Below are 25,501 nucleotides of genomic sequence, written 5' to 3' on the forward strand. Positions count from 1 at the left end.
TTGCAAGCGCTTAATGCAAGACCGTCCCGAAGCGTCCGCTTACAGCGTCTTCAGCACCAGCGTCAGCGCCCTGTCCTCGGGGTGCGGCTCGACGCTAAATCCCAGTTTATGCATCAGTTTCAGCATGCCCTTGTTGCCGGCCAGGACTTCGCCGCGCATCAGTTTCAGCCCCTGCTCGCGCGCCGCGTCGAACAAGGCCTGCAGCAGCAAGGTGCCGATGCCGCGCCCCTGCCAGTCGTCGGCTACCTCCAGCGCGAACTCGCAGGCCTCGTTGTCCGGATCGGTGATGAAGCGCGCCACTGCCAGCATCTCCTCGCCGCCATCGCCTTCGCGTGTCATCGCCAGCGCCATCTCGCGGTCGTAGTCGAGCTGGGTGAAGCGGACCAGCATGCTCTGCGACAGCTGCTTGATGCTGGAAAGGTAGCGGTTGTAACGACTCTCCTCCGACAGATTGCGGACGAAGGCCTGCTGCATGTCCGCGTCCTCCGGCCGGATCGGCCGTATCATCACCGGCGTGCCGTCGCGCAGCTTGGCGCACACTACCATATGCGTGGGATAAGGCATGATGGCCATGTGGCCGTAGCGCTTCTGGTCGGCGCGCGCCGGGCCGACGAAGATGCGCGCGTCCAGAGCGATCACCCCCTGCTCGTCCGCCACCAGCGGATTGATGTCCATCTCCCTCAATTGCGGCAACTCGCACACCATCTCCGACACCTGCAGCAGCACGTGGCGCAGCTCGTCCACGTCCACCGGCGGCAGGTTCTTGAACGGGCCCAGCAATTGGCCGATGCGGGTCTGCCCTATCATGCTGTCCACCAGATAATCGTTCAGCGGCGGCAGCGACAGCGCCAGGTCGCGCATCACCTCCACCGCGATGCCGCCGGCGCCGAAAGCGATCACCGGGCCGAGGCCGGCGTCGCGCGCCACGCCCACCATCAGCTCGCGCGCGAAGCGGCGCTTGCGCATCGGCTGCACCGACACGCCGTCGACGCGCGCGTCCGGCCGCGCCTGCCGGGTGCGGGAGAGGATGGCGTCGAAGGCGGCGCGCAGCGTCTCCTCGTTGCTGATATTGAGCTCCACCCCACCGACGTCGGACTTGTAGATGATGTCCGGCGAGTCGATCTTCAGCACCACCGGATAGCCTATCTTGGCCGCCTGCTTGACCGCTTGGTCGGCGGTGCGGGCCAGCGTGGTCGGATTGACCGGGATATGGAAGGCCGCCAGCACCTGCTTGGATTCGCGCTCGGACAGCACGGTGCGCCCCTCGGCCAGCGCCGCGTCCATCACCTTGCGCGCGGTATTGACGTCCGGATCGTTCCGCAGGCCCTCCAGCGGCCCCGGCGTCTGCAACAGCAATTGCTGGTTGCGCTGGTAGTCGGCCAGATGGCGGAACACCTCGATGCCGTATTCCGGCGCGCGGAAGTGGGCGCACTTGGCCTTGGAGAACAGTTCGCGGCTTTCCGATACCTTGGCGTCGCCTAGCCAGGACAGGAACAGCGGCTTGGTGGTCTCGCGCTGCAGGCCTATCATCAGCTGCGCGGTGGTCAGGTGGTCGGTGCCGGCCTGCGGCGTGAAGATCACCATCACGCCGTCCACGCCGGGATCGTCGACGCAGGCCTTGACCGCGGTGCGGAAACGCATCGGGCTGGCGTCGCCGATGATGTCCAGCGGATTGCCGTGCGACCAGTTGCGCGGCAGCACGCTGTCCAGCAGCTTGACCGTGCCGTCGCTCAGCTTGGCCAGCTCCACGCCGTAATCGACGGCGCTGTCGGCGGCCAGCATGCCGGGACCGAAGCCGTTGGTGACGATGGCCAGCCGACGGCCGCCGACGCGGTAGTTGGCGGCCAGCACCTTGGCGGCGGTGAACAGCTGGGCGATGGACGACACCCGCAGCACGCCGGCGCGCGCCAGCGCGGCGTCGAAGGCGTCGCCGCTGGCCACCAGATTGCTGGCGTGGGTCAGGCCGCTGGCGTCGTTCTCGAAGCGGCCGGACTTGATCACCACCACCGGCTTGGTGCGGGCGGCGGCGCGCAGCGCCGACATGAAACGGCGGGCGTCGTGAATGTGGTGAACATGCAACAGAATGCCCTGGGTGGCATTGTCGGCCACCAGGTAGTCGAGAATTTCGCCGAAGCCGACGTCCAGCGCCCCGCCCAGCGGCACCACGCTGGAGAAGCCGATCTCCTTGCTGTCGGCCCAGTCCAGCATCGCCGCGCACAAGGCCGACGACTCCGACACCAGCGCCAGATTGCCCGGCCTCACCTTGCCGTTGTAATTGCTGGCGTTGAAGCCGGCCACCGGGCGCATCAGGCCCAGCACGTTGGGGCCGAGGATGCGGATGCCGAAATGGCGGGCGATGGACTGGGCCTCGTTGATCAGCTCCTGCTCCAGCTGCTCGCTGTCGGAAAACTCCTTGGCCAGCAGCACCGCCTTCACGCCCTTCTTGCCGCAATCCTTGATCACGGCCGGCAGCGAGCGGATCGCCGTCACCACCACCGCCAGGTCCACCGGCTCCTCGATCTGCCGCACCGAGGCCACCGCCGGCATGCCGCCCACCACCTTGTGGTTGAGATTGACCGGGAACAGCTTGCCCTGGAAGGAGCTGGCCAGCAGATTGGCGAACACCGCCTGGCCGATCGAACCCGGGCGGTCGCTGGCGCCGACCACGGCCACGGTGCGCGGGGAAAACAGCGGGGTCAGGTAATGCGGCCTCATGAATGCTTGTCCTCGGAGATGATATCTATCGGTACCGGCTTGCCGGCGGGCGCGGACGCCGGCCATTCCGCCTGCAAGGTTACGTGATCTATGCAAAATTCGCGCGACAGCATCAGCTGGCATGCGGCCAGGATGCGCGGCCAGTCCTGCGGCGCGGCGATGCGCACGTGGGCGGACAGCGCCGCCCGCTCGGCCGACATCGTCCACACGTGCAGATCATGGACCGAGCGGACGCCGGCGATGCCCGACAGCGCCTCGCCGATGCGGTTGTAGTCCAGATGCGCCGGCACGCCCTCCATCAGCACGATCACCGCCTGGCGGATCAGGCGCCAGGCCGCCGCCAGCAGCAACAACGCCACCAGGATGGACAGCAACGGGTCCGCCGCCGTCCAGCCGGTGAGATAGATGATCACGCCGGACGCGATGGCGGCCACCGAGCCGAACAGATCGCCCAGCACATGCAATAGCGCCGCCCTGCTGTTCAGCGAATGCGCGCCGCGGCTGAGCACCCAGGCCGCCAGCACATTGACCGCCAGGCCGATCGCGGCGATCAGCATCACGCCCATTCCGTTCACCGCGTGCGGCCGCAGCAGCCGCTCCGCCGCCTCCGCGACGATGAAGACCGACAGCCCGAACAGCAGCAGGCTGTTCAGCAGCGCGCCCAGCACCTCGGCCCGGCCATGGCCGAACGACAGCCGATCGGTGGCCGGCCGGCTGCCGATGCGGGCCGCCCACAGCGCCAGCAGCAGCGACAGCGAATCGGTCAGCATGTGGCCGGCGTCGGACAACAGCGCCAGCGAGCCGCTCCACCAGCCGCCCAACGCCTCCACCAGCGCGAAACCGCAGGTCAACGCCAACACCTTGGCCAGCGCGCGGCTGCTCAGCCGCCTGCCGTCTCCGCCCTCCGGACCGCCGTGGCGATGCAGATGCGAGTGGTTGGCGTCGTGATCGTCGTCATGGGCGTGATCCACGCCGTCCTCATCATGCAGATGGAAACCAGGCGTCATTTTGACCTCCGACAAACCACTGACAGATGCATTTCAGCCACGGCGCCCGGTGAAATTAACCTGGGGCGATACCCAGCCAGTGGCGCAAGCTTTACAATATTGCTAACCTTTACAGTTTCGCAACAAACGTTTATTGCGCCGCAGCATTCAACCGGCCGGGGCCCTTCTCCCGGTCTGGCAGGAGCCGAAACACCATGACGAAACGCGTCGTCACCCTCGCTCATTATTACACCCAGCCGGAAATCCAGCAGATGGCCGACAAGGTGGGAGACAGCCTGGAACTGTCCTTGTACGCCAAGGAGGCCCAGGCCGACATCATCGTCTTCGCCGGGGTGCGCTTTATGGCCGAGACCGCGAAGATCCTCAACCCCGAAGCCACGGTGATCCTGCCGGACGCAGGCTCCACCTGCTCTCTGGTGACCCAGACCGACGTCGCCGAACTGACCCTGTGGCGCAAGCGCTATCCAGACCACGTGCACGTGTCCTACATCAACTCCAGCGCCGAACACAAAGCGGTGTCGGACTGGATCGTCACCAGCCGCAACGTCGACGACATCATCGCCCACCTGTACGCCGAGGGTAAGCAGGTGATCTTCTCGCCTGACCGCAATATGGGCGGCTACCTGAACGACCAGTACGGCTACGACATGCCGCTGTGGTCGGCGGTGTGCGAGGTGCACGACAAGTTCAACGAGGCGGCGCTGAACGAGGCGTTCGAGGCCGTTCCAGGCGAGAAATACCTGATCGCCCACCCGGAAAGCCCGCTGCCGGTGCTGAAGAAAGCCGATTACGTCGGCTCCACCTCCGGCATGCTGAACTGGGTGAAGGCCTATCAGGGCGACGCCAAGGCGGTGATCTTCGTCGCCACCGAGGACGGCATCCTGTACAACATGGGCCTGGCCCGTCCCGATCTCGATCTGCGCCAGGCGCCGATCTACGCCGGCTGCCAGTGCAACTCCTGTCCTTACATGAAGATGAACACCATCGAGGCGGTGAAGCGCGCGCAGCAGGGCGAAGGCCTGGCCATCGACTACCTGAGCCCGGAGCAGATGGACGCCGCTCGCGTGCCCATCGAACGGATGCTGGAATTCAGCAAACGCTACTACGCCTGAACAGGCTAGACAAACCCGCCTTCCGCGGGTTTTTTTACGGTCCCCGCGCCCACGCCGCGCTATCCGCCGTCATGCTGGCGGCGCTACAATCGGGCGATACACACGGAAAGACAGTATGAAGTTTCTGCTCAGCAACGACGACGGTTATTTCGCGCCTGGACTGGCCATGCTGGCCCAGACGCTGCAGCGCTACGGCGAAGTGGCGGTGGTGGCGCCTGAGCGCGACCGCAGCGGCGCCAGCAACTCGCTGACGCTGGACCGCCCGCTGACGGTGCGCAAGGCCGCCAACGGCTTCCATTACGTCAACGGCACCCCGACCGACTGCGTCCACCTAGCAGTCACCGGCTTCCTCGACTTCAAGCCGGACATGATCTTTACCGGCATCAACCACGGCCCGAACATGGGCGATGACACGCTGTATTCCGGCACCGTCGCCGCCGCCACCGAGGGCTTCATGCTGGGCATCCCCTCCATCGCCGTCTCGATGGCCGGCCACAGCGGCAAGCATTTCGCCAGCGCCGGCAAAGTGGTGGAGCAGTTGGTGGAGCGCTGCCAGGCAGAGCCGTTCCAACAGCCGGTTCTGCTCAACGTCAACGTTCCCGACGTGCCGCCGGAGGAGCTGGGCTCCATCCAGGTCACCCGCCTGGGCCGCCGCCATGCCGCCCAGCCGGTCATCAAATCACAGAATCCCCGCGGCGAGACGATATACTGGGTAGGACCGGTCGGCGCGGTGCAGGATGCCGGCGCCGGCACCGACTTCGGCTGCGTCGCGTCCAAACAGGTGTCCGTCACGCCGCTGATGCTGGATCTGACCGCCTACGGGCAACTGGACAGGATTTCCACATGGCTGCACCGCTGACCCCGAACGCCCAGGCCTACGGCATGCTGTCCGAACGCACGCGCCGCCGCATGAGCGACCGCCTGCGCCAGCACGGCATCAGCGACGAGCGGGTGTTGTCGGCGATGCACGAGGTGCCGCGCCATCTGTTCGTCGACCAGGCGCTGGCCACCCGCGCCTACGACGATGTGTCGCTGCCGATCGGCCACGGCCAGACCATCTCCCAGCCGCTGACCGTGGCGCGGATGACCGAGCTGCTGATCCAGGGCCGGCAGCCCGGCAAGATACTGGAGGTCGGCACCGGCTGCGGCTACCAGACGGCAGTGCTGCTGAAGACCGGCGCCGAGGTCTATTCGATTGAACGACTGGGCGCGATTCTTGACCAAGCAAGACGCAATCTGCGCGCCGCCAAGCTGGTCCACGCCCGGCTGGTGCACGGCGACGGCAACGCCGGACTGCCCGAAGCCGCGCCCTTCGACGGCATCATCATCACCGCGGCCGCGCGGGCGGTGCCGGCGCCGCTGGTGGACCAGCTGGCCGACGGCGGCCGCATGGTGCTGCCGCTGGGCGAAGCCGAACAGCACCTGTGGCTGCTGGAAAAGACGGCTCAAGGCCTGCAAAAGACCCGGCTGGACCCGGTCAAGTTTGTTCCGCTGCTGAACGGACGCAGTTAAGACTGCAAAAACGCAACACTTAATCTGTCAGACAATCAATCAAAACACTTATTCAACATTTGAACAAAAAAAACATGCTAAAAATGCATTGCAGGTATGCGCATATATTAGTCGCCGCAATAGCGGCCGGTTTGGCCGGTTGCAGCAGCATGGTGCAACAGGCCGCTCCGGTGGAAAGCGCCGCGCCGGCGCGGGTCGCCCAGGCGGCTCCGGCCAAGGTTGAAACGCCGTCCGCCCCGCACGACGCCACCGTGGCCGCCCCCTATCGGGACCAGGGCAGTCTGAAAGTCCAGCCTGTGGCGGATGACGCGGCAGCTGAAAACGGCAACACTTACGTGGTGAAACCCGGCGACAACCTGTTCCGGATTTCCCTGAACCACGGGCTGAAGTACAAGGATGTGGCAGCCTGGAACAATCTGCCCGACAACAGCATCAAGGTCGGCCAGGTGTTGCGCTTGTCTCCTCCGGGCGGAGGCGCGGCAAGCCAGGCGGCCCCCGCGGCTGACAAGCCGTCAGCCGCCCCGATCGTGGCGGCGGGCGAGACGACGAAGAATGCCGGCGGCTCCAGCGTCAAGGCTTATCCGAAGGCGCTGAAGCTGCCGTACAGCAGCGAAGCGGTGAAGAATCTGCCGGCCCAGAGCGAGGGACGCGCAGCCAACAACAACAACGCTCAAACATCCGCTCCCGCGGTTGTCACGCCGCCGGCGAAGAAACCGGAAGCCAGCGCGGTCGCGCAGGCCCCGGCGCCGGCCAAGGAAGCCAGCGCACCCAGCGCCAAGCAGGAAGAAGACGCTGTGCCCTGGGCCTGGCCTACCGAAGGCAAGATGACCAAGGGATATTCGGACAGCAACAAGGGCATCGAGATTACTGGCCGGATGGGCCAGCCGGTGCTGGCGGCCGGCGACGGCAAAGTGGTGTACAGCGGCGCCGGACTGAGGGGTTACGGCAAGCTGATCATCATCAAACATAACAAGACCTTCCTGTCCGCATACGCGCACAACAGCCAGTTGCTGGTCAAGGAAGGACAGTCTGTCAAGAAAGGGCAGAAGATTGCCGAAATGGGCAATTCCGATGCCGACCAAGTCAAGCTGCATTTCGAGATCCGCCGTTTTGGCAAGCCGGTGGATCCGATGCAGTATCTTGAACACAAGTCCTGACCGGGCGTGGCCACCCACCCCCGTCGGGACAAGACAGCGACGGGGGTAGAGAGATGAGCAACGAAATAGACATCCTCGACGAGGATGACATTCTTGACGAAGACAATGGCGAAGAAAACGCAGCCGAAGCCGAGGCCGAGGAAAGCGCCGAAAGCCCGGCAGTCTTCGAGGACGTGGTCGCCGACGTCACCCAGATCTATCTGAACGACATCGGCAACAACGCGCTGCTGACGCCGCAGGAAGAACTGGCGCTGGCCAGGCGGGTGGTGGCCGGCGAGTTCGAAGCCCGGCAGAAGATGATCGAGCACAATCTTCGGCTGGTGGTGAACATCGCCAAGCACTACATCAACCGCGGGCTGGCCCTGCTCGACCTGATTGAGGAAGGCAACATCGGCTTGATGCACGCGCTGGAAAAGTTCGATCCCGAACGCGGCTTCCGCTTCTCCACCTATGCCACCTGGTGGATACGCCAGAGCATAGAGCGGGCGATCATGAACCAGTCCCGCACCATCCGCCTGCCGGTGCACGTGATCAAGGAGCTGAACGTCTACCTGCGCGCCTCGCGCCACCTGGAAAGCCAGATTGGCCGCGAACCCAGCGTGGAGGAGATCGCCCACTTGGTCGGCAAGCCGGTTGAGGATGTGCGCAAGGTGCTGAACCTGAACGAGCGCATGGCCTCGCTGGACGCGCCGCTGGACATCGATCCGATGCTGTCGATCGGCGAATCCATCCCCGACGAGCAGCATGAGGAGCCTGAGCTGCAGCTGCACAACAGCCAGCTGGAGATGTTTGTCCACGACTGGCTGAGCCAGCTGAACGAGAAGCAGCGGCTGGTGATCGAGCGCCGCTACGGCCTCAACGGCTACGAGATCTGCACGCTGGAGGAACTGGCCGCCTCGCTGAACCTGACCCGCGAACGCGTGCGCCAGATCCAGATCGAGGGCCTGGAGCAGCTGCGCCGCATCTTGCGCCGCAAAGGCATCTCCCGCGACTTCCTGCTCTGAAGTTCGCCAGACGCAGCCACCGGCCCGGCCTCCCGCCGGGCTTTGTCATTTCCAGCGCCGCGCCCGTCTCAGCCATCGTTTTTCGCGCGCGCCATCGGCGGCGGTTAGCCGATAACGCAGTTCGATGTATTCATCGACCAACGCTTTCAGACGGTTGAAATCGTCGCGCGGCAGCCCGCGCGCCGCCTTCAGCCGCTCCAGCGGCCCCTGCGCGCGCGGCGCCTCGACGCCCCTCTTCTCCAGCCGCCTGCGCAATGCCTCCCAGCCCGCGGGCAGCGGCTCCGCCGCCGGCCTCCTGCGCCACCACAGGACCAGCGGCATCATCGCCAGCGCCATCGCGGCCGCCAGCGCGCGCAACACGCTGGCGGCATCCACCCGTTCGCCCAGTCCCAGCCATCGGAACAACCCCTGCTGGCGTTCCGCGTCATAGCCGACCACCCACTGCTGCCAGGCGAAGTTGGCCGCAAACCACTGCTGGCGGACCCGCCTCAGCCACTGGGGCGGCAATGCCGCCGCCATGCCGCTTTCCGTCCTCAGCGCGGGCAATGCCTGCTCCGCGCCCAGCGCCAGCCGGCCCGGCGACACCGCGGCCGTCGGATCCACCCGCTGCCACGCGCCGTCCAGCCAGACTTCCACCCAGGCGTGCGCGTCCGACGAGCGCAGCTGCCAGAAACGGCCCACCGGGTTGTACTCGCCCCCCTGATAGCCGACCACCACCCGCGCAGGCAGCCCCGCCGCCCGAGCCAGAAAGGCGAACGAGGACGCGTAGTGCTCGCAGAAGCCCTGGCGGCTGGCGAACAGGAAGTGATCCACCGCCTGCTCTCCCAGCAACGGCTGCTGCAGGGTGTAGCGGAAGCCGCCGCGCTTCAGGAAGTCCAGCGCCCCGCGCAGGAATTCTCGGCCATCCCCTCCCGCCGCTGCCAATTGGACGGCCAGCGCCCGGCTTTGTGAATTCCCAGGCGGCAAACGCAGATAAAAGGCCCGCCGGGCCGGACTCAACGCCGCCGGGCCGCGCGCGCCCAGCCGGCTTTCCTGCGCGTAGCCGAGCAGCTCGTCGCTGCGCGGGTCCTGGCGCAACAGTCCGCCGCCTTCCAGGCGGCTGCCCGGCCCGGCTCCGGACGCCAACTCCAGCGCCGGCAAGCGTCCCCGGTCGGCCCGCAGCGTCAGGCGATAGCGCAGAACGGGCCCGTCCGCTGTCCCGCTCCTTTCGCCGCGCTCACCGCCCAGGCCTTGCCAGCGGCGTCCGTCAAAATCGTCCAGCAGCGCCACTCGCCAGTACAACTGGTCTTGCCGCGGCGCCGCGCCGTCGAACACCGCGGAAAACGCCGGCTCCCGGCTCAGGATCAGCCGGCTGATGCTGCCCGGCTCCATATCGTCGCCCAGGCCGCTGGAGGCGGTTTGCGGCGGCGTATTCAGGCTCCACAAGGGCTGCGGCAGCCGCGGCATCGCCACGAATAGCGCCAGCATCAGCGGCAGCGACAGCGCCAAGGCCTGCCAGGCGTGCCGCCAGCTGCCGCGCGGCAGCGCGCCGGCCAGCCTCGCGGCGGCCCAGGTCAGCAACAGCATGGCCAGCGCCAGCCAGGCCGCCATCAACGGCGACTGGTCGAACAACAACGGCATCGCCGCCAGGAAGAAACCCAAGGCCGTCAGCACGCGCCAATCGCGCAGCGTGCGGGTCTCGAAGGCTTTGAAAGCGATCAGCATCGTCAACAAGGCGACGCCGCCCTCCCGCCCCACCAGCGTGCCCAGGCTCATCCACAGCGCCGCGGCCGCCATCGGCAGCGCCGGCAGCAGCAGCCAGCGCGGCGGCAACTCTGGCCGCCAGCCGCGCCACAGCAGGGCCAGCGCGCAGCCTGCCGGCAGCCAGAACGGCAGATGCCAGGCCAGCGGCGACACGATCCACAGCAAGGCCAGCAGCACCGGCCAGCGGTTCGGCTCTTGCTCGGCCGCAGCCGTCACCGCGCGCTCCCGAACAAGGCCAGCGCGCCCAGCGCCAGCTCGCGCTGGCGCGGCTGCGGGCCGATTTCGCCATCCGGCAGACACAGCCGATAGCGCTGGCGGCGGCGCTCGCACTGTTCCACCCGCCAGGCCAGGCGGGACAACCGGCGCTCCGGATCAGATTCGCCGGCGTAGTCGTCCCAGCCCAGGCGCTGCAGCCCCGCGCCGGCCTCGGCGGAAAAGCGCTTGCTGGCCAGCAGATCGCGCCGCGCCATCACCTTCCAGGCGATCTGCCGCGGCGTGTCGCCGTGGCGATAGGCGTCAAGATGGGAAAAATCCTCATCTCCGACGCCCTCGCCTCCCCCCTTGCCGGCTTCCGCCTCCCGGCGTCCTCTGGCCGCGTCCGGCAGCGGGGCCGGATAAGCCAGCACCCGCGCGCGCAGCCTCAGCACCGCCCACGCCCGCACCAGGCCGAACGGCGCGTCGCTCTCCACCACGCAGGCTGGCAAAGGCAGCCAGCCGCGCCTGGACGCGAGCAACTCCAGCGCCATCCGGGCATCGGCCATGCCCTCCAGCTCGCACGCCTGCGGCTCGCCTCCCTCGGCGGCGACGCGCAAACGCCTGGCGGCGGGCGTCCGGTTCTCCAGCAGCAGGGAAAAACGCGCGGCCTCGCCGGCGAACACCGCCGGGCCGCCGTCGGCGCTCAGCCTCAGCCCGGCCAGCTGCCGGTAGGCCATCAGCACCGCCACCAGCAGCAGGCCGGCGATCCAGAACGCCAGCGCGTAAGCCAGGCTGACCTGGTAATTGAGCGCGCCCAGCCAGACCGCCAGCGCCACCGTCATCAACAGCAGGCCGAAACGGGTGGGCAACAAATAGATGCGGCGCTGCGACAGCTCGCAGCGGTCTTCCTGCGGCAGGCGCGACCACCACCAGCGCCGCAGACGCTCACGGAATGGCGACATGGGCGAGCAGCTTGTCCAGTTCCGGCTCGACCGGCGCGCCGGACGCCGACTGCAAGCGATGAGCCGCCACCGGCGTGAAAATCGCCTTCACATCCTCCGGCAACAGATGATCCCGTCCCGCCAGCAGCGCCCAGCCACGCGCGGCGGCCGCCAACGCCTGTCCGGCGCGCGGGCTCAGCCCAGTCGCGAACAGCCCCGGCCTGCGCGTCGCCTCCAGCAGCGCCAGCAGGTAATCGGCCAGCGCCGGCGACACCGTGACCGCGGCCGCCTTCTGCTGCAGCGCCAACAGCTCATCAGGCGCCATCGTGGCCCGGAAACGCTCCAGCAGCGCGCGGCGGTCCTCGCCCATCAACAACGCGCGCTCGGCCTCGCGCGGCGGATAGCCGAGCGAGATCCGCATCAGGAAACGGTCCAGCTGCGATTCCGGCAAGGGAAAGGTGCCCATCTGCTCGCCGGGGTTCTGGGTGGCGATCACGAAGAACGGCGCCGGCAACGGGTGGGTGTCGCCGTCTATCGAGGCCTGACGCTCCTCCATCGCCTCCAGCAGCGCCGACTGCACCTTGGGCGACGCCCGGTTGATCTCGTCCGCCAGCAGCACCTGGGTGAACACCGGCCCCTTGTGCAGCTCGAAGCGGCCGCTGTCGCGCTGGTAGATGCTGACGCCCAGGATATCGGCCGGCAACAGGTCGCTGGTGAACTGCACCCGCCGGTATTCCAGCCCCAGCACGGCGGCCAAACCGTGCGCCAGCGTGGTCTTGCCTACGCCGGGCACGTCCTCGATCAGCAAATGGCCCCGCGCGATCAGGCAGGCGAAAGCCAGCCGGATCGCCTGCGGCTTGCCCAATATCAAGGTATTCAGTTGCCGGTAGGCCTGGGAGAGAGATTGCATTTGACCCCGCTTGCGCGCAGTATTTATCAAATTCACATATCGCAATCCCATTGTAAGCACGCGGGGAGCATTCGTGTTCACTTGGCTGAAAAACCGCCTGCAGCGGAACGGACTGACCGCCTACGTCACCCATCCCGACTGTCTGCAACACAATATGGGGGTGGGCCACCCGGAGTGCCCGGAACGATTGACCGCCATCCGCGACCAGCTGATGGCCTCGCAGATTTTCGACTCGCTGCAGGAGGTGGAGGCGCCCGAAGTCGGCTACGAACAGCTGGCTCGCGTGCATCCGCCGCGCTACGTCGAATATCTGGAAGCCTGCGCGCCCAGCGTGGGCACCTTCCGCATGGACCCGGACACCGCGATGTCGCCGGGCACGCTGCAGGCGGCCCGCCGCGCGGCCGGCGCTGTGGTGAAGGCGGTGGAGCTGGTGGCCGAAGACAAGGCGCCCAACGCCTTCTGCGCGATCCGCCCGCCCGGACATCACGCCGAAAGCGACAAGGCGATGGGTTTCTGCTTCTTCAACAACATCGCCGTCGGCGTCGCCCACGCGCTGGCCCATTACAAGTTCGAGCGGGTGGCGGTGGTGGATTTCGACGTCCACCACGGCAACGGCACCGAGGAGATCCTGCGAGACGATCCGCGGGTATTGATGGTGTCGATTTTCCAGCATCCGTTCTATCCGTACAGCGGCGACGAGCCGATGGGGCCGAACATGCACAATGTGCCGCTGAAGGCAGGCAGCGGCGGACGCGAATTCCGCGAAGCGGTGGAAAACGTCTGGCTGCCGCTGCTGCATGAATTCCAGCCGCAGATGCTGTTCATCTCGGCCGGCTTCGACGCCCACCGCGAGGACGACATGGGTTCGCTGGGATTGATCGAGTCCGACTACGAGTGGGTGACCCGCCATCTGGTGGGAATCGCCGACCAATACTGCGCCGGCCGCATCGTGTCGGTGCTGGAGGGCGGCTACGACCTGTCGGCGCTGGGCCGCAGCGTCGCCGCCCATATCCGCGTGCTGTCCGACGGCTAAGCTTCCCTGTCGCCGCCAAATCCCAACCGGGCTCCGGCTCGGAAGCCAGCCGTTTTGGGCCTGCGCCGCCTCGCGGCCCGGAACAGTATTTCAAACATCGACATGATTGGAAAAAAGCATGAGCCACTGGCTGCGCAATAACCGCGGATTCCTGGTTTTCCTTTTGGTGTTTGGCTTGTTCCGCACCGCCGTCGCGGACTGGAACCCCATTCCGACAGGCTCGATGCGCCCCACAGTCCTGGAAGGTGACGTGGTATTGGTCAACCGGCTGGCCTACGACCTGAAGCTGCCGCTGACCAACGTCATCCTGCATCGCACCGGCGAGCCCCAGCGCGGCGACATCATCACCTTCTCGTCGCCCAAAGACGGCATGAGGCTGATCAAGCGCCTGGTCGGCCTGCCGGGCGACACGGTGGAAATGCGCGATGAGCGGCTGATCATCAATGGCCATGCCGCGCGCTACCAGCCGCTGGAGCGGCTGACCGAGACCGTGGCGGACAATGCGGCGCTGCCCGCGCTGCGCCTGCGGGAAAGCGGCGCGCTGCCGCCGCACCGCGTGCAGTGGCTATCCGGCGTCAACGCCCGCAGCGGCTTCGGCCCCATCGCCATTCCGGCCGGACAGTATCTGATGCTGGGCGACAATCGGGACGACAGCGCCGATTCGCGCTATTTCGGCCTGGTGCCGCGCGAATTGCTGATCGGCCGCGCCGTCGGCGTGATCGCCTCCGCCGACATCACCGCCAACTGGATGCCGCGCTGGAGCCGTTTCGCCAGCGACTTTCATTGACAGAGGCGCCGGACAAACAAAAAGCCGTCCAGAAGGACGGCTTTTTTCATTCCCGACGCGCGGCTCAGCTGGCGTCGCCCTTATTGCCTATCTTGTCTTCCTTGCCGGTCATCAGCTTGATCAGGTTGGACTTGTGCCTATGAACCACCACGATGGCGATGATGATGCAGGTGCCGAAATACACGCTCTGCGGCCCCAGGATGAAAAAGGCGTACACCGGCACCAATACGCAGGCGATGATGGCCGACAGCGAAGAAATCTTCACCACGAAGGCCATGAACAGCCAGGTGGCCAACGCGGCCAGCGCCAGCCAAGGGTTGATGCCGAACAGGATGCCCACCGCGGTGGCCACGCCCTTGCCGCCCTTGAAGCCGAAGAACACCGGCCACATGTGGCCGAACAGCACGGCCAGCGCGCACAAGGCGATGCCCTGCTCGCCCAAGCCGTAGCGCGGCCCCAGCCAGGCGGCCAGCGCCACCGCCACCCAGCCCTTGACGCCGTCGCCCAGCAGCGTCAGCGCGGCGGCGAGCTTCTTGCCGGTGCGCAGCACATTGGTGGCGCCGGGGTTGCCGGAGCCGTAGCTGCGCGGATCGGCCATGCCCATCGCCTTGCTGACGATCACGGCGAAAGACAGCGATCCGATCAAATAGGCCGCCAGAACAAAAGCGAATGCGGTCGTGGTCATGGTGGAGCGGTATCCGTTGCATTAGAATAGAGAGCTTCGGATTTTACGGTATCGGGCGCCAAAGCCCAACCACCTGACTGACAGATGGACATCATATTCCTGCGCGAAGTGCGCGCCGACACCGTGATCGGCGTGTACGACTGGGAGCGCACAGCCGCCCAGACCATTGAAATCGACCTGGAAATCGGCATTCCCAGCGACACGCCCTGCCACAGCGACGACATCGGCGACACCATACACTACGGCGTGGTGGTGGAGCGGCTGCGCCAATCGCTGGAGGAGCAGCACTTCCTGCTGCTTGAGGCGCTGGCCGAGCATATCGCGAAGATGGTTCGCGAGGAGTTCGGCGCGCCGTGGGTGAGAGTGGCAGTCACCAAGCTGGGGATATTGCCCGGCGTGAAGCGCGTGGGCGTGCAGATCGAGCGCGGCCATCGGCCAAGCTGAGCCCGGCGCCTAATCGGTATTGAATTTCAGCCTCAGACCAATGTCTTTGTGATGCATGCGCACCGACAGATGGGTGCGCTTGCCCATATCCAGCGCTGGCGTCAGCCTGAGGCTCTGGCTACCGGGCTCGCGCTCCAGCCTCAAGGGGCCCAGTTGCAGGCCCTGCTCGGACAGTTCCTGCCGCTTCACCTCCGGATCGCGCGGCGACGCGCACATCATCGCCTGCGGCAAACACCCCGCCAGGGCGGACTCTCCGCCCAATCCGATGACGAGCAGCAGCAGCAGACGGCGGCCCATGTCCAGGCTCCACGTGTGGATACTTTAATCATGGACAAACGGACGCCGACTTCAAGCATCTCTTTCAACAGCTGCCAACGATACTAGAGCCAAGCGCCCAAAACGCCGGCTCCGCGCGCTCCTCAGCGATTGCGCATGAAATCCGCGGTGTTGTAGAACGCCTCCAGCAGCTTGTCCTTCAGCCAGTCCTCCGCCACCAGCTCGCCCACCGCCTTGCGCATGCAGAACATCCACTGATCGCGCGCGGCCTCGTCCACCGCGAACGGCATGTGGCGCATGCGCAACCGGGGGTGGCCGAAGGCTTCCATATACAGCGAAGGACCGCCCAGCCAGCCGGACAGAAACATGAACAGTTTCTGGCTCGAGCCGGCGAGATCGGCCGGATGCATGTCGCGCAGCGGCTTCACCGTGGGCTCGCTGTCCATGATCTCGTAGAACCGGTCGCACAGCCAGCGGACCACTCCCTCGCCGCCCAATAGCTGGTACGGCGTCATTTCCTGCACTTCGCTCATTCACGCTCCAAGCGCCGGCGCGCTTCGCGCCGGCCAAAAACCATTCATCAATCGCTTCGCGGCCTCAGTGCCCGCAAAACGCGAAATCCAGCTGCGGCGTCCTGCCGCTGATGATCTCCGCCAGCGCCTTCCCCGAACCCGCGCCCTCGGTCCAGCCCAAGGTGCCGTGGCCGGTGTTCAGGAACAGCCTGCCGATTCCGCTCCTGCCTATCAAGGGCACGTTGCCCGGCGTCGCCGGCCGCAACCCGCTCCAGAAACGCGCGGCCTCCCAGTCGCAGGCAGAGGGAAACAGCGTTCTGGCCCGCCGCAGCAAGGCCTCGCAGCGCAGCGGATCGAGGCTGGACGAATAACCGGACAGTTCGGCGGTGCCGGCGATGCGCAATTCGTCGCCCAAGCGGCTGAACACCAGTTTATGGGACTCGTCGGTCAGGCTGACCATGGGCGCGGCGATCAGGCTCTTCACCGGCGCAGTCGCCGAATAGCCCTTGGCCGGATAGACCGGCAGCCGCAAGCCCAACGGCGCGGCCAGCAACGGCGAGTGGCTGCCCAGCGCCAGCACGTAGGCGTCCGCCGTCACCCGCTGGTAGCCGCCGTCCGGTCCCGTCACCGATACCGCCGACACGCCGCCATCCGCCGTCTCCAGCGCGTTGATCCGGGTATTGTAACGGAACTCCACGCCCAGGCCCGCGGCGGCCTCGGCCAGTCCGCGGGTGAACAGATGCACATCGCCGGACTCGTCGTCCGGGCACCAGCTGGCGCCGGCCAAGCCAGGCAACGTCGGCTCCAGCGCCGGTTCCAGCGCCAGCGCCTGCATCGGGCTCAGCACGCGCTTGTCCACCCCCAGCGCCTGCAGCCGCTCGGCCGAACGGTGAGCGTGGCGCAACTGGCAGGCATCATAATGCAGGCTGAGAATGCCGCGCGACAGGCGGCGGTAGGAAATGCCGGTTTCCTCGCGCAACTGGCGCATCGCGTCACGGCTGTACAGCCCCAGCGCCACCATTTGCCGCATATTGCGCTGATGTCGGCCAGGCAGGCATTCCGCCAGGAATCCGGCGATCCAGCGCCATTGCGACGGATCCATTCTCGGCCGGAACAGCAACGGCGCGTCGTCGCGCCAAAGCCAACGCAGCACCTGCCACGGCGCGCCCGGGTTCGCCCAGGGTTCGGACTGGCTGACCGACAGCTGGCCGCCATTGGCGAAACTGGTCTCCCTAGCCGCGCCGCAGGCGCGCTCCAGCACCACCACCTCGTGTCCCATCCTGGCCAGGAACCAGGCGGTGGACACACCCACCACGCCGGCCCCGAGAACCGCCACTCGCATACCGCCTCCCCGCGCAAAGACAACGGGCAAGACTCGCTTGCCCGTTAGAGACGAAATGGTAATGGCAATCGCGCGGCGCGGCGACTGTTTTGTCTGACAAATGCCTACTTTTTCGCGTGCTCGTACACGGTCTTGCCGCGCAGATGGAAGTAATCGGACGCGAAATAGAAGTTTTCCGAGTGGCCGACAAACAGCAATCCATCCGGCTTCAGCAACGGCGCGAAGCGCTTGAGCACGGCGAACTGGGTATCGCGGTCGAAGTAGATCATCACGTTGCGGCAGAAGATCGCGTCATACTGCTTGCGCACGCTCCAATTGCTTTCGACCAGGTTCAAGCGCTGGAAAGTAATCATATTGCGCAGCGCCTGCTTGGCCTGGTAGCTGCCGTCGGGCTGCTTGTCGAAATATTTGACCGCATGGCCGGCCGGCAGGCGGGCGATCTTCTCAGCCGGATAGATGCCCTTGCGGCCGGTCTCCAGCACGCTGGTGTCCAGATCGGTGGCGAGCACGGAAATATTGGGCCGCGTGGCGCCCGGAAAGGATTCAAGCGCCGTAATCGCCAGCGAGTAAGGCTCTTCGCCCGTGGACGCCGCCGCGCACCAGATCGCCAGTTCGCCGCTGGCCGCCGCCTTCTTCTTCAGATGCTCCGACAGAATCGGGAAATGGTGCTCCTCGCGGAAGAAGAAGGTCAGATTGGTGGTCAGCGCGTTGACGAACTGCTCGAATTCGCGCTTGCCGCCAATCGATTCCAGAAAATCGACATAGGCGGCGAAGCCGGGCAGCTTGAGCTCGCGGATGCGCCGCACCAGCCGGCCGTATACCATGTCCTTCTTGGACGGATTCAGGGAAATCCCCGCCTCCTTGTAGATCAGCTTGCGGATGCGCTCGAAGTCGGCATCCGTGAAAGAGAATTCACGATTGAATTCGATCTTGGGCAATACCACCGGCGGCAGCTTGTTCATGTTCTGGATTCCACAGCAAAAAGGCCCGGGGCAAGGGCCCGGGCCTGGTTCTTACCTGCGTTCAGTATCACACCGAGAACGAAGAACCACAACCGCAAGTGGTGGTGGCGTTCGGATTGCGGATCACGAACTGCGAGCCTTCCAGGCTTTCCTGATAATCGATCTCGGCGCCGACCAAGTACTGGTAGCTCATCGGGTCCACCAGGAAGGTCACGCCCTGACGCTCGATCGCGGTATCGTCCTCGTTGGCGATTTCATCGAACGTGAAACCGTACTGGAAGCCGGAACAGCCGCCGCCGGTGACGAACACGCGCAGCTTCAGGTCGGGATTGCCCTCTTCAGCGATCAGATCCTGCACCTTGGCGCAGGCGCTTTCGGTGAAGTTGATCGGGCACGGCATTTCGGTAGCAGCTTCTGTCATGTGTAACCTCGCAATTCAATCGGGCCGGTCGCGGCCATTCACCCACTATTTTAGTCGGATATCGGGGCGAATGGCGAGCGTTCAAGCCCCGCCCTGCGATCACGGCAACAGCGGCACCACATCGAGGCCGTCCGTCTCCGGCAAGCCGAACATCAGGTTCATGTTCTGCACCGCCTGGCCCGCCGCGCCCTTGACCAGATTGTCTATCACCGACAGCACCACCACCGTGTCGCCGCCCTGCGGCCGGTGCACCGCGATCCGGCACAGGTTGGCGCCGCGCACCGAGCGCGTTTCGGGATGACTGCCGGCCGGCAGCACATCGACGAAGGCCTCCGCAGCATAACGACTCTCGAACAGCTGCTGCAGATCGACATCCTTGGAAAGCCGCGCGTACAGCGTGGCGTGGATGCCGCGTATCATCGGCGTCAGGTGCGGTACGAAAGTCAGGCCCACCGGCTTGCCGCTAGCGCGCGCCAAACCCTGGCGGATTTCCGGCAAGTGGCGGTGGCCGGCCACGCCGTAAGCCTTGAACGAATCGCCAGCTTCAGCCAGCAATGCGCCGATCTCGCCCTTGCGGCCGGCGCCGGACACGCCGGACTTGCAATCGGCGATCAGGCTGGCGGCGTCGATCGCCGCCGACTCGATCAACGGCAGGAAACCCAGTTGCACGGCGGTCGGATAGCAACCCGGATTGGCCACCAGCCGGGCGCCGCGGATGGCTTCGCGGTTCACCTCGGGCAGGCCGTAGACGGCGTCGGCCACCAGTTGCGGAGCGGCGTGCGGCATGCCGTACCACTTCTCCCACTCCAACACGTCCTTGATGCGGAAGTCCGCCGCCAGGTCCACCACCCGCACTCCGGCGTCCAGCAGCGCGGCGGCCTCCTGCATCGCGATGCCGTTGGGCGTGGCGAAGAACACCACGTCGCAGTCCTGCAGCCTAGCCTCGTCCGGCGTGCTGAACGCCAGATCGATGCGGCCGCGCAGGCTGGGAAACATCTCGTCGACTCGGATGCCGGCATCCTTGCGCGAAGTCACCGCCGTCACGCGCGCCTGCGGATGCTTGGCCAGCAAACGCAACAACTCGACGCCGGTGTAACCGGTGCCCCCGACGATCCCAACCTTGATCATGTGGACTGCCCTTTATATAAAAAAATGTCGCAAAAGCGACAGTTTAGGCAGTAGACGCTGTGGCGGCAAGTGCACAGCAAAAGAAAAAACCGCCGGGCCGAAGCCGGGCGGTTTTTCGAGCAGATATCCGCGATTAACGCTTGGAGAACTGCTTGGCGCGGCGAGCTTTGCGCAGGCCGACCTTCTTACGTTCAACTTCGCGAGCGTCGCGAGTCACGTAGCCAGCGGCCGACAGAGCGGACTTCAGAGCAGCGTCGAAGTCGATCAGGGCGCGGGTGATGCCGTGACGGATCGCGCCGGCTTGGCCGGTTTCACCGCCGCCGACAACGTTCACCTTGATGTCGAAGGATTCGACGTTTTCGGTCAGAACCAGCGGCTGGCGGATAACCATGCGACCGGTTTCACGGGCGAAATACTCGTCAACAGGCTTGCCGTTAACGATGATCTGGCCGGAACCCTTCTGCATGAACACGCGAGCAACGGAGCTCTTGCGACGGCCAGTGCCGTAGTAGTATTTACCGTTCATTGTTAAGCCTTAAAATCAGATTTCCAGCACTTTGGGCTGTTGGGCGACGTGCGGGTGCTCAGCGCCGGCGTATACCTTGAGCTTCTTGATCATGGCGTAGCCCAGCGGACCCTTCGGCAGCATGCCTTTCACGGCCTTTTCCAGAACGCGCTCCGGGAACTGGTTTTGCAGTTCGGTGAAGGTGCGTTCGTAGATGCCGCCCGGGTAACCAGAGTGACGGTAGTACTTCTTGTCTTGTGCCTTGGTACCGGTCACGCGCAGCTTGTCGACGTTCACTACGACGATGAAATCGCCAGTGTCAACGTGCGGGGTGAATTCCGGCTTGTGTTTGCCACGCAGACGGCGGGCGATTTCGGCAGCCAGGCGACCCAGCACCTTATCGGCGGCGTCGACCACGTACCATTCGCGCTTTACCTCATGCGCCTTGGCAGAAAAGGTCTTCATGGAACTCTTCCATCGTAATTCTTGAAAGTTACGGATTCTAGTGCAGTGGCCGGGTAGCTGTCAAACCCTTGTGACACAACAGATTTCCAGCAGGCGGGAAACGGTGGAATCCGGGCGAAAAACGACGGCAAAAAAAAAGCGCAACGCTCAAGCTTGTTGCGCCAAGTTCCACCTAAAGAAGGAGGATGGAGGAGACAACACCAGGAACGCCACAGTGCGCAACGCCCTGATGCAATACCGATTATCGGTATCCCATCTGGATTAGGCAAGCATTTTTTGTGCACTGCACGATAAACGATGTGCGCGCACGCCACACCCTGTTCCTCAATGCGAAAACGGACGCCCGGCGGCGTCCGTTTATTCATGGCTATCAGCAGCTTACAGCTTGATCGCGGCGTCCAGCGCCACTTCCATCATGTCGCGGAAGGAGGTCTGGCGCTCTTCCGCGCTGGTGGCCTCGCCGGTCGGAATAATGTCCGACACGGTCAGGATGCCGACCGCGCGCGCGCCGTATTGAGCGGCCACGCTGTAGATGCCTGCCAGCTCCATCTCGATCACGTTGACCTGCATCTTGGACAGCACGTCCAGCATATTCGGCTGCACGCCGTAGAACAGGTCGGCGGAGAACACGTTGCCGACGGTGATCCGCTTGCCCTGTTCGGCGGCGGTGTCCACCACGGTGCGCAGCAGCGTGTAATCGGCGATGGCGGCGTAGTCGTGGTCGTTGAAGCGCATGCGGTTGACCTTGCTGTCGGTGGACGCGCCCATGGCGACGAACAGCTCGCGCAGCTTGATGTCAGGCGTCACCGCGCCGCAGGAGCCGATGCGGATGATGTTCTTGACGCCGTAATCCTTGACCAGCTCGGTAGTGTAGATGCTGGCGGACGGGATGCCCATGCCGTGGGCCATCACCGACAGGCGCTTGCCCTTGTAGGTGCCGGTGTAGCCGAGCACGTTGCGCACGTTGGTGACCAGCTCCGCGCCTTCCAGGAAGGTCTCGGCGATCAGCTGGGCGCGCAGCGGGTCGCCCGGCATCAGTACGGTTTCGGCGAAGGCGCCGTCTTTGGCGTTGATATGCGGGGTTGCCATTCAAGGTCTCCTCTAAATGATTCTGTTCCCGCCCCGCTTGCGCGGACCGGAAAAAACGGCGCCGGGCCGCTCGCGGCGGCCCGGGGCGGCGGCATCAGTCCAAAAAGGACGTGCCGTAATCCATATCGGGCAGGCCCAGATAGCTGGCCACGCTCTGGCCGATATCGGCGAAAGTGGCGCGCTCGCCTATCGGACCAGCCTTAACCTTCTTGCCGTAGCACAGCACCGGGATGTGCTCGCGGGTGTGGTCGGTGCCGGGCCAGGTGGGGTCGCAGCCGTGGTCGGCGGACAGGATCAGGATGTCGTCGTCGCCCATCGCGGCCATTACCTCGGGCAGGCGCGCGTCGAACTCCTCCAGCGCCGCGGCGTAGCCGGCGGTGTTGCGGCGATGGCCGTAGCTGGAATCGAAATCGACGAAGTTGGCCATGATGATGGCCGGCTTGTCCTGATGCTGATCCATCGCCGTCAGCGTGGCGTTCCACAATTGGTCGAAGCCGGTGGCCTTGTGCTTGTGGGTGATGCCGACGTGGGCGTAGATGTCGGCGATCTTGCCGATCGACACCACGTCGCCGCCGGCGTCGGCCAGCTTCTTCAACACCGTGGCCGCCGGCGGCTCCACCGCCAGGTCCTTGCGGTTGCCGGTGCGGGCGAACTTGCCCTTGCCTTCGCCGACGAAGGGCCGGGCGATCACGCGGCCGATATTGTAAGGCTCCAACAGCTCGCGGGTGATCTTGCACAGCTCGTACAAGCGCTCGAGGCCATAGGTTTCCTCGTGGCAGGCGATCTGGAACACCGAGTCGGCCGAGGTGTAGAAGATCGGCTTGCCGCTCTTCATGTGCTCCTCGCCCAGGCGGTCCAGAATCTCGGTGCCGGAAGCGTGGCAATTGCCCAGGTAGCCCGGCAGGCCGGCCTTCTCGACGATGGCGTCCAGCAGCGCCTGCGGGAAGCTGTTGTCGTGGTCGCTGAAATAGCCCCAGTCGAACAGCACCGGCACGCCGGCGATTTCCCAGTGGCCGGACGGCGTGTCCTTGCCGCTGGAGATTTCGCGGGCATACCCGTAAGCGGCCACCGGATCGGCCGGGTCCATGCCTTCCGGAAAATAGCCGGACGACAGCTGGCAGGCGTGGCCCAGGCCTACCTTGGACAGATTGGGCAGCTTAAGCGGGCCGCTGCGGCCGACGTTGGCGCGGCCGGCGGCCGCCTCCATCGCGATGTGGCCCAGCGTGTTGCTGCCGGCGTCGCCGAACGTCGGCGCGTCGGCCGCCGCGCCGATGCCCAGCGAATCCAAGATCAAGATGATTGCGCGTTTCATGATGCCTCCCCGGCCTTATTCGCCGCGGATGATCTGGTAAACCAGCGGCAGCTCGGACGGCGCGGCTTCGTCAACGCGGATGGCGGCCTTGACGCGGCGCGCCGCGTCTTCGAAGCTCGCCTCGTCGGCGGCGTGGATCATCATCAGCGGAGTGTCTTTGCCGATATTCTGGCCCAGTTCGACGAACTGCGACAGTCCTACGCGGAAATCCAGCACGTCGGTGGCCAGACGGCGTCCGCCGCCCAGCGCGCACACCGCCATGCCGATGCCGCGGGTGTCCATCGCGCCGACATAGCCGGCGCGGTCGGCGTACACCGGGCGCACAATGGGCGCCGGCGCCAGATGGCGGTCGTAGTTTTCCATGAAGTCGGCCGGGCCGCCCAGCGCGGTCACCATGCGGCCGAAAATCTCGGCGGCGCGACCGGAATCCAGCGCGGCCTGCAGCTTGGCGCGGGCATCGGCCTCGTCGGCGGCCAGCTTGCCACCGATCAGCATCTGCGCGCACAGCGCCATCGTCACTTCATGCAGGCGCGGGTTGCGCTCGTCGCCCTTCAAGTAGCGCACCGCCTCGCGGGTTTCGATGCTGTTGCCGGCGGTGGAGGCCAGCGGCTGGCTCATTTCGGTGATCAGCGCGGTGGTGGCCACCCCGGCGCCGTTGCCCACCTTGACGATGCGCTCGGCCAATTCAATGGACTTCTGCATAGTCGGCATGAAGGCGCCGCTGCCGGCCTTCACGTCCATCACCAGCACGTCGAGCCCTGCCGCCAGCTTCTTGGACAGGATGGACGCGGTGATCAGCGCGATCGACTCCACCGTGGCGGTGACGTCGCGGGTGGCGTAGAAGCGGCGGTCGGCCGGAGCCAGGTCGGAGGTCTGGCCGATGATGGCCACGCCGACGTCCTTCACCACCTTGCGGAACAGTTCCGGCTCCGGGAATGGGTTATAGCCGGGCACCGCGGACAGCTTGTCCAGCGTGCCGCCGGTGTGGCCCAGGCCGCGGCCGGAAATCATCGGCACGAAGCCGCCGCAAGCGGCGACCATCGGCCCAAGCATCAGCGACACCACGTCGCCGACGCCGCCGGTGGAGTGCTTGTCCACGATGGGGCCCGGCAGGTTCAGATCTTTCCAGTGCATGCGACGGCCGGAATCGCGCATCGCCAGCGCCAGGTGGACGTTTTCATCCAGCTCCATGCCGTTGAAGTAGATGGCCATCGCCAAGGCGGCGATCTGGCTGTCGGCGACGCTGTTGTCGGTGATGCCGGCGACGAATTGCTGAATGTCCTGCTGCGACAGCGTCAGGTTGTCGCGTTTCTTGCGGATGATTTCCTGCGGCAAAAACATGGCATTCTCCTGCCTGAAACCCATTGCGCTGCAGAATGAAACGGCAACGGGCGGTGCGGCCGGGAAATCGCCCGGCCAGAGTGCGGTAACCCCGCGAATTCTTGAATCGATCAGTAGCCGGAAGTCGGCTTGGCGACGCCGCCGGCGATCTCGATCTGCAGATTGGCCAACAGGCTGGACGCGCCGAAGCGGAAATGGCGGGCGTCCGCCCAGCCCTCGCCCAGCAGGCGCGCGGCCAAGGCCAGGTATTCGGCGGCCTCGGTGGCGCTCTTCACGCCGCCGGCGGCCTTGAAGCCGCACTGGCCGCCCTGCTCCTTGATCACGGCCAGCATGGCTTCGGCCGCAGGCAAGGTGGCGTTGACCGGCACCTTGCCGGTGGAGGTCTTGATGAAGTCCGCGCCGGCGCGGATGGAAATCTCGCTGGCTGCGCGGATCAGCTCCGCGTCCTTCAGCTCGCCGCTCTCGATGATCACCTTCAGCAGCTTGCCGCCGCAGGCTTCCTTGCAGGCCTTGACCAGCTCGAAGCCGATGTCGCGGTTGCCGGCCATCAGCGCGCGGTACGGGAACACCACGTCCACTTCGTCGGCGCCGTAGGCGATGGCGGCGCGGGTTTCGGCCACCGCGATCGAGATGTCGTCATTGCCGTGCGGGAAGTTGGTGACAGTGGCTACCCGCACCTCGGGACAACCCGCTTCGCGCAGCGTCTTCTTGGCGATGGGCACGAAGCGCGGATACACGCATACCGCCGCCACGGTGCCGTCCGGGCTCTTGGCCTTGCGGCACAGCGCGGCCACCTTCTCGTCGGTATCGTCGTCGTTGAGGGTGGTCAGGTCCATCAGGGACAGCGCTCGGCGCGCGGCTTCAATCAGTGCAGACATATCGATCTCTCTCGTATGCGTCCAA

26 protein-coding genes are annotated in these 25,501 nt (G+C 65.4%); 8 read left to right on the forward strand and 18 right to left on the reverse strand.

Going from position 1 to position 25,501, the window contains the following annotated elements; genetic code table 11:
* Positions 1–39: 39 nt before the first annotated feature.
* Both ACX17K_RS08460 and ACX17K_RS08465 read right to left on the reverse strand, forming a co-directional pair.
* On the reverse strand, positions 40–2,715 hold the full coding sequence (locus tag ACX17K_RS08460) for a bifunctional acetate--CoA ligase family protein/GNAT family N-acetyltransferase (RefSeq protein WP_493774450.1): 2,676 nt from the start codon (positions 2,713–2,715) through the stop codon (positions 40–42).
* Entirely contained in the window at positions 2,712–3,722 is a 1,011-nt protein-coding gene (locus tag ACX17K_RS08465; protein ID WP_104947957.1) for a cation diffusion facilitator family transporter, read from the reverse strand. The genes ACX17K_RS08460 and ACX17K_RS08465 overlap by 4 nt, the downstream gene beginning before the upstream one ends.
* Positions 3,723–3,916: 194 nt before the next feature.
* On the opposite strand from ACX17K_RS08465, the gene nadA reads away from it, so the two are divergent.
* The 5 genes from nadA to rpoS all read left to right on the forward strand — a co-directional run bounded on the left by nadA (position 3,917) and on the right by rpoS (position 8,507).
* Positions 3,917–4,834, forward strand: a complete 918-nt coding sequence (gene nadA / locus ACX17K_RS08470; protein ID WP_231151133.1) for a quinolinate synthase NadA — start codon at positions 3,917–3,919, stop codon at positions 4,832–4,834.
* A gap of 115 nt (positions 4,835–4,949) precedes the next feature.
* Positions 4,950–5,693 carry a 5'/3'-nucleotidase SurE gene (gene surE, locus ACX17K_RS08475; RefSeq protein ID WP_493774451.1) on the forward strand — a complete coding sequence of 248 codons (744 nt, stop codon included), beginning with the start codon at positions 4,950–4,952 and terminating at the stop codon, positions 5,691–5,693.
* Positions 5,678–6,346, forward strand: a complete 669-nt coding sequence (locus tag ACX17K_RS08480) for a protein-L-isoaspartate(D-aspartate) O-methyltransferase (protein WP_046155486.1) — start codon at positions 5,678–5,680, stop codon at positions 6,344–6,346. Before surE ends, ACX17K_RS08480 begins: the two co-directional genes overlap by 16 nt.
* Positions 6,347–6,495: 149 nt before the next feature.
* A complete protein-coding gene (locus ACX17K_RS08485) occupies positions 6,496–7,503 on the forward strand; it encodes a peptidoglycan DD-metalloendopeptidase family protein (protein WP_493774452.1) in 1,008 nt (335 codons plus the stop codon).
* Positions 7,504–7,556: 53 nt separating this feature from the next.
* Positions 7,557–8,507 carry an RNA polymerase sigma factor RpoS gene (gene rpoS / locus ACX17K_RS08490; protein WP_021475108.1) on the forward strand — a complete coding sequence of 317 codons (951 nt, stop codon included), beginning with the start codon at positions 7,557–7,559 and terminating at the stop codon, positions 8,505–8,507.
* 45 nt (positions 8,508–8,552) lie between these two features.
* Here rpoS and ACX17K_RS08495 read toward each other — a convergent pair whose 3' ends face one another.
* From ACX17K_RS08495 to ACX17K_RS08505, 3 genes are read right to left on the reverse strand one after another with little or no spacing between them, the layout of a single operon-like run.
* Positions 8,553–10,466: a transglutaminase TgpA family protein gene (locus ACX17K_RS08495; RefSeq protein WP_493774453.1), complete on the reverse strand. Its 1,914-nt coding sequence runs from the start codon at positions 10,464–10,466 to the stop codon at positions 8,553–8,555.
* Positions 10,463–11,407 (reverse strand): DUF58 domain-containing protein, encoded by a 945-nt coding sequence (locus ACX17K_RS08500; protein WP_347371129.1) that lies wholly within the window; start codon positions 11,405–11,407, stop codon positions 10,463–10,465. Before ACX17K_RS08500 ends, ACX17K_RS08495 begins: the two co-directional genes overlap by 4 nt.
* The gene (locus ACX17K_RS08505; RefSeq protein ID WP_493774454.1) at positions 11,391–12,296 is read right to left on the reverse strand and encodes an AAA family ATPase; all 906 of its coding nucleotides are present in this window, start codon (positions 12,294–12,296) and stop codon (positions 11,391–11,393) included. The genes ACX17K_RS08500 and ACX17K_RS08505 overlap by 17 nt, the downstream gene beginning before the upstream one ends.
* A 73-nt stretch (positions 12,297–12,369) precedes the next feature.
* Here ACX17K_RS08505 and ACX17K_RS08510 point away from each other — a divergent pair, with 73 nt between their 5' ends.
* Both ACX17K_RS08510 and lepB read left to right on the forward strand, forming a co-directional pair.
* Entirely contained in the window at positions 12,370–13,329 is a 960-nt protein-coding gene (locus tag ACX17K_RS08510) for a histone deacetylase family protein (RefSeq protein ID WP_046155490.1), read from the forward strand.
* 118 nt (positions 13,330–13,447) lie between these two features.
* Positions 13,448–14,116 carry a signal peptidase I gene (lepB, locus tag ACX17K_RS08515; protein ID WP_493774455.1) on the forward strand — a complete coding sequence of 223 codons (669 nt, stop codon included), beginning with the start codon at positions 13,448–13,450 and terminating at the stop codon, positions 14,114–14,116.
* A 64-nt stretch (positions 14,117–14,180) separates the two neighbouring features.
* Here the strand turns inward: lepB and plsY are convergent, their stop codons facing one another.
* On the reverse strand, positions 14,181–14,801 hold the full coding sequence (gene plsY, locus ACX17K_RS08520; RefSeq protein WP_493774456.1) for a glycerol-3-phosphate 1-O-acyltransferase PlsY: 621 nt from the start codon (positions 14,799–14,801) through the stop codon (positions 14,181–14,183).
* An 84-nt stretch (positions 14,802–14,885) separates the two neighbouring features.
* Between plsY and ACX17K_RS08525 the strand changes: the two genes are divergently transcribed.
* Positions 14,886–15,245: a dihydroneopterin aldolase gene (locus tag ACX17K_RS08525; protein WP_021475188.1), complete on the forward strand. Its 360-nt coding sequence runs from the start codon at positions 14,886–14,888 to the stop codon at positions 15,243–15,245.
* A gap of 9 nt (positions 15,246–15,254) precedes the next feature.
* Here the strand turns inward: ACX17K_RS08525 and ACX17K_RS08530 are convergent, their stop codons facing one another.
* From ACX17K_RS08530 to deoC, 12 genes are all read right to left on the reverse strand, one after another.
* Positions 15,255–15,542, reverse strand: a complete 288-nt coding sequence (locus tag ACX17K_RS08530) for a hypothetical protein (RefSeq protein WP_493774457.1) — start codon at positions 15,540–15,542, stop codon at positions 15,255–15,257.
* A 122-nt stretch (positions 15,543–15,664) separates the two neighbouring features.
* On the reverse strand, positions 15,665–16,054 hold the full coding sequence (locus ACX17K_RS08535; RefSeq protein WP_493774458.1) for a group II truncated hemoglobin: 390 nt from the start codon (positions 16,052–16,054) through the stop codon (positions 15,665–15,667).
* 64 nt (positions 16,055–16,118) lie between these two features.
* Positions 16,119–17,375, reverse strand: a complete 1,257-nt coding sequence (locus tag ACX17K_RS08540; RefSeq protein ID WP_343479903.1) for a D-amino acid dehydrogenase — start codon at positions 17,373–17,375, stop codon at positions 16,119–16,121.
* Positions 17,376–17,479: 104 nt separating this feature from the next.
* Positions 17,480–18,337 (reverse strand): CheR family methyltransferase, encoded by an 858-nt coding sequence (locus ACX17K_RS08545; RefSeq protein WP_221668364.1) that lies wholly within the window; start codon positions 18,335–18,337, stop codon positions 17,480–17,482.
* A gap of 67 nt (positions 18,338–18,404) precedes the next feature.
* Positions 18,405–18,737, reverse strand: a complete 333-nt coding sequence (erpA, locus tag ACX17K_RS08550; protein WP_369826569.1) for an iron-sulfur cluster insertion protein ErpA — start codon at positions 18,735–18,737, stop codon at positions 18,405–18,407.
* Positions 18,738–18,857: 120 nt separating this feature from the next.
* On the reverse strand, positions 18,858–19,886 hold the full coding sequence (gene argC / locus ACX17K_RS08555; RefSeq protein WP_493774459.1) for an N-acetyl-gamma-glutamyl-phosphate reductase: 1,029 nt from the start codon (positions 19,884–19,886) through the stop codon (positions 18,858–18,860).
* Positions 19,887–20,019: 133 nt separating this feature from the next.
* Complete coding sequence (rpsI, locus tag ACX17K_RS08560) at positions 20,020–20,412, reverse strand: 30S ribosomal protein S9 (protein ID WP_021475776.1); 393 nt, start codon at positions 20,410–20,412, stop codon at positions 20,020–20,022.
* Between the two features lie 15 nt (positions 20,413–20,427).
* A complete protein-coding gene (gene rplM / locus ACX17K_RS08565) occupies positions 20,428–20,856 on the reverse strand; it encodes a 50S ribosomal protein L13 (protein WP_021475775.1) in 429 nt (142 codons plus the stop codon).
* Between the two features lie 378 nt (positions 20,857–21,234).
* Entirely contained in the window at positions 21,235–21,945 is a 711-nt protein-coding gene (gene deoD / locus ACX17K_RS08570; RefSeq protein ID WP_493774460.1) for a purine-nucleoside phosphorylase, read from the reverse strand.
* Positions 21,946–22,039: 94 nt separating this feature from the next.
* On the reverse strand, positions 22,040–23,257 hold the full coding sequence (locus ACX17K_RS08575; RefSeq protein WP_493774461.1) for a phosphopentomutase: 1,218 nt from the start codon (positions 23,255–23,257) through the stop codon (positions 22,040–22,042).
* 15 nt (positions 23,258–23,272) lie between these two features.
* Entirely contained in the window at positions 23,273–24,598 is a 1,326-nt protein-coding gene (deoA, locus tag ACX17K_RS08580) for a thymidine phosphorylase (RefSeq protein ID WP_046155499.1), read from the reverse strand.
* Between the two features lie 110 nt (positions 24,599–24,708).
* Entirely contained in the window at positions 24,709–25,476 is a 768-nt protein-coding gene (gene deoC, locus ACX17K_RS08585) for a deoxyribose-phosphate aldolase (RefSeq protein ID WP_493774462.1), read from the reverse strand.
* Positions 25,477–25,501: the final 25 nt, after the last annotated feature.

The sequence above is a fragment of the Chromobacterium sp. INPA-IVC genome (assembly GCF_059047085.1).

Coding starts and splice junctions, on each gene's coding strand:
- ACX17K_RS08460 (WP_493774450.1), bottom strand. CDS start 2,715: ATGAGGCCGCATTACCTGACCCCGCTGTTTTCCCCGCGCACCGTGGCC.
- ACX17K_RS08465 (WP_104947957.1), bottom strand. CDS start 3,722: ATGACGCCTGGTTTCCATCTGCATGATGAGGACGGCGTGGATCACGCC.
- nadA (WP_231151133.1), top strand. CDS start 3,917: ATGACGAAACGCGTCGTCACCCTCGCTCATTATTACACCCAGCCGGAA.
- surE (WP_493774451.1), top strand. CDS start 4,950: ATGAAGTTTCTGCTCAGCAACGACGACGGTTATTTCGCGCCTGGACTG.
- ACX17K_RS08480 (WP_046155486.1), top strand. CDS start 5,678: ATGGCTGCACCGCTGACCCCGAACGCCCAGGCCTACGGCATGCTGTCC.
- ACX17K_RS08485 (WP_493774452.1), top strand. CDS start 6,496: ATGGTGCAACAGGCCGCTCCGGTGGAAAGCGCCGCGCCGGCGCGGGTC.
- rpoS (WP_021475108.1), top strand. CDS start 7,557: ATGAGCAACGAAATAGACATCCTCGACGAGGATGACATTCTTGACGAA.
- ACX17K_RS08500 (WP_347371129.1), bottom strand. CDS start 11,407: ATGTCGCCATTCCGTGAGCGTCTGCGGCGCTGGTGGTGGTCGCGCCTG.
- ACX17K_RS08505 (WP_493774454.1), bottom strand. CDS start 12,296: ATGCAATCTCTCTCCCAGGCCTACCGGCAACTGAATACCTTGATATTG.
- lepB (WP_493774455.1), top strand. CDS start 13,448: ATGAGCCACTGGCTGCGCAATAACCGCGGATTCCTGGTTTTCCTTTTG.
- plsY (WP_493774456.1), bottom strand. CDS start 14,801: ATGACCACGACCGCATTCGCTTTTGTTCTGGCGGCCTATTTGATCGGA.
- ACX17K_RS08525 (WP_021475188.1), top strand. CDS start 14,886: ATGGACATCATATTCCTGCGCGAAGTGCGCGCCGACACCGTGATCGGC.
- ACX17K_RS08530 (WP_493774457.1), bottom strand. CDS start 15,542: ATGGGCCGCCGTCTGCTGCTGCTGCTCGTCATCGGATTGGGCGGAGAG.
- ACX17K_RS08535 (WP_493774458.1), bottom strand. CDS start 16,054: ATGAGCGAAGTGCAGGAAATGACGCCGTACCAGCTATTGGGCGGCGAG.
- ACX17K_RS08540 (WP_343479903.1), bottom strand. CDS start 17,375: ATGCGAGTGGCGGTTCTCGGGGCCGGCGTGGTGGGTGTGTCCACCGCC.
- ACX17K_RS08545 (WP_221668364.1), bottom strand. CDS start 18,337: ATGAACAAGCTGCCGCCGGTGGTATTGCCCAAGATCGAATTCAATCGT.
- erpA (WP_369826569.1), bottom strand. CDS start 18,737: ATGCCGTGCCCGATCAACTTCACCGAAAGCGCCTGCGCCAAGGTGCAG.
- argC (WP_493774459.1), bottom strand. CDS start 19,886: ATGATCAAGGTTGGGATCGTCGGGGGCACCGGTTACACCGGCGTCGAG.
- rpsI (WP_021475776.1), bottom strand. CDS start 20,412: ATGAACGGTAAATACTACTACGGCACTGGCCGTCGCAAGAGCTCCGTT.
- rplM (WP_021475775.1), bottom strand. CDS start 20,856: ATGAAGACCTTTTCTGCCAAGGCGCATGAGGTAAAGCGCGAATGGTAC.
- deoD (WP_493774460.1), bottom strand. CDS start 21,945: ATGGCAACCCCGCATATCAACGCCAAAGACGGCGCCTTCGCCGAAACC.
- ACX17K_RS08575 (WP_493774461.1), bottom strand. CDS start 23,257: ATGAAACGCGCAATCATCTTGATCTTGGATTCGCTGGGCATCGGCGCG.
- deoA (WP_046155499.1), bottom strand. CDS start 24,598: ATGTTTTTGCCGCAGGAAATCATCCGCAAGAAACGCGACAACCTGACG.
- deoC (WP_493774462.1), bottom strand. CDS start 25,476: ATGTCTGCACTGATTGAAGCCGCGCGCCGAGCGCTGTCCCTGATGGAC.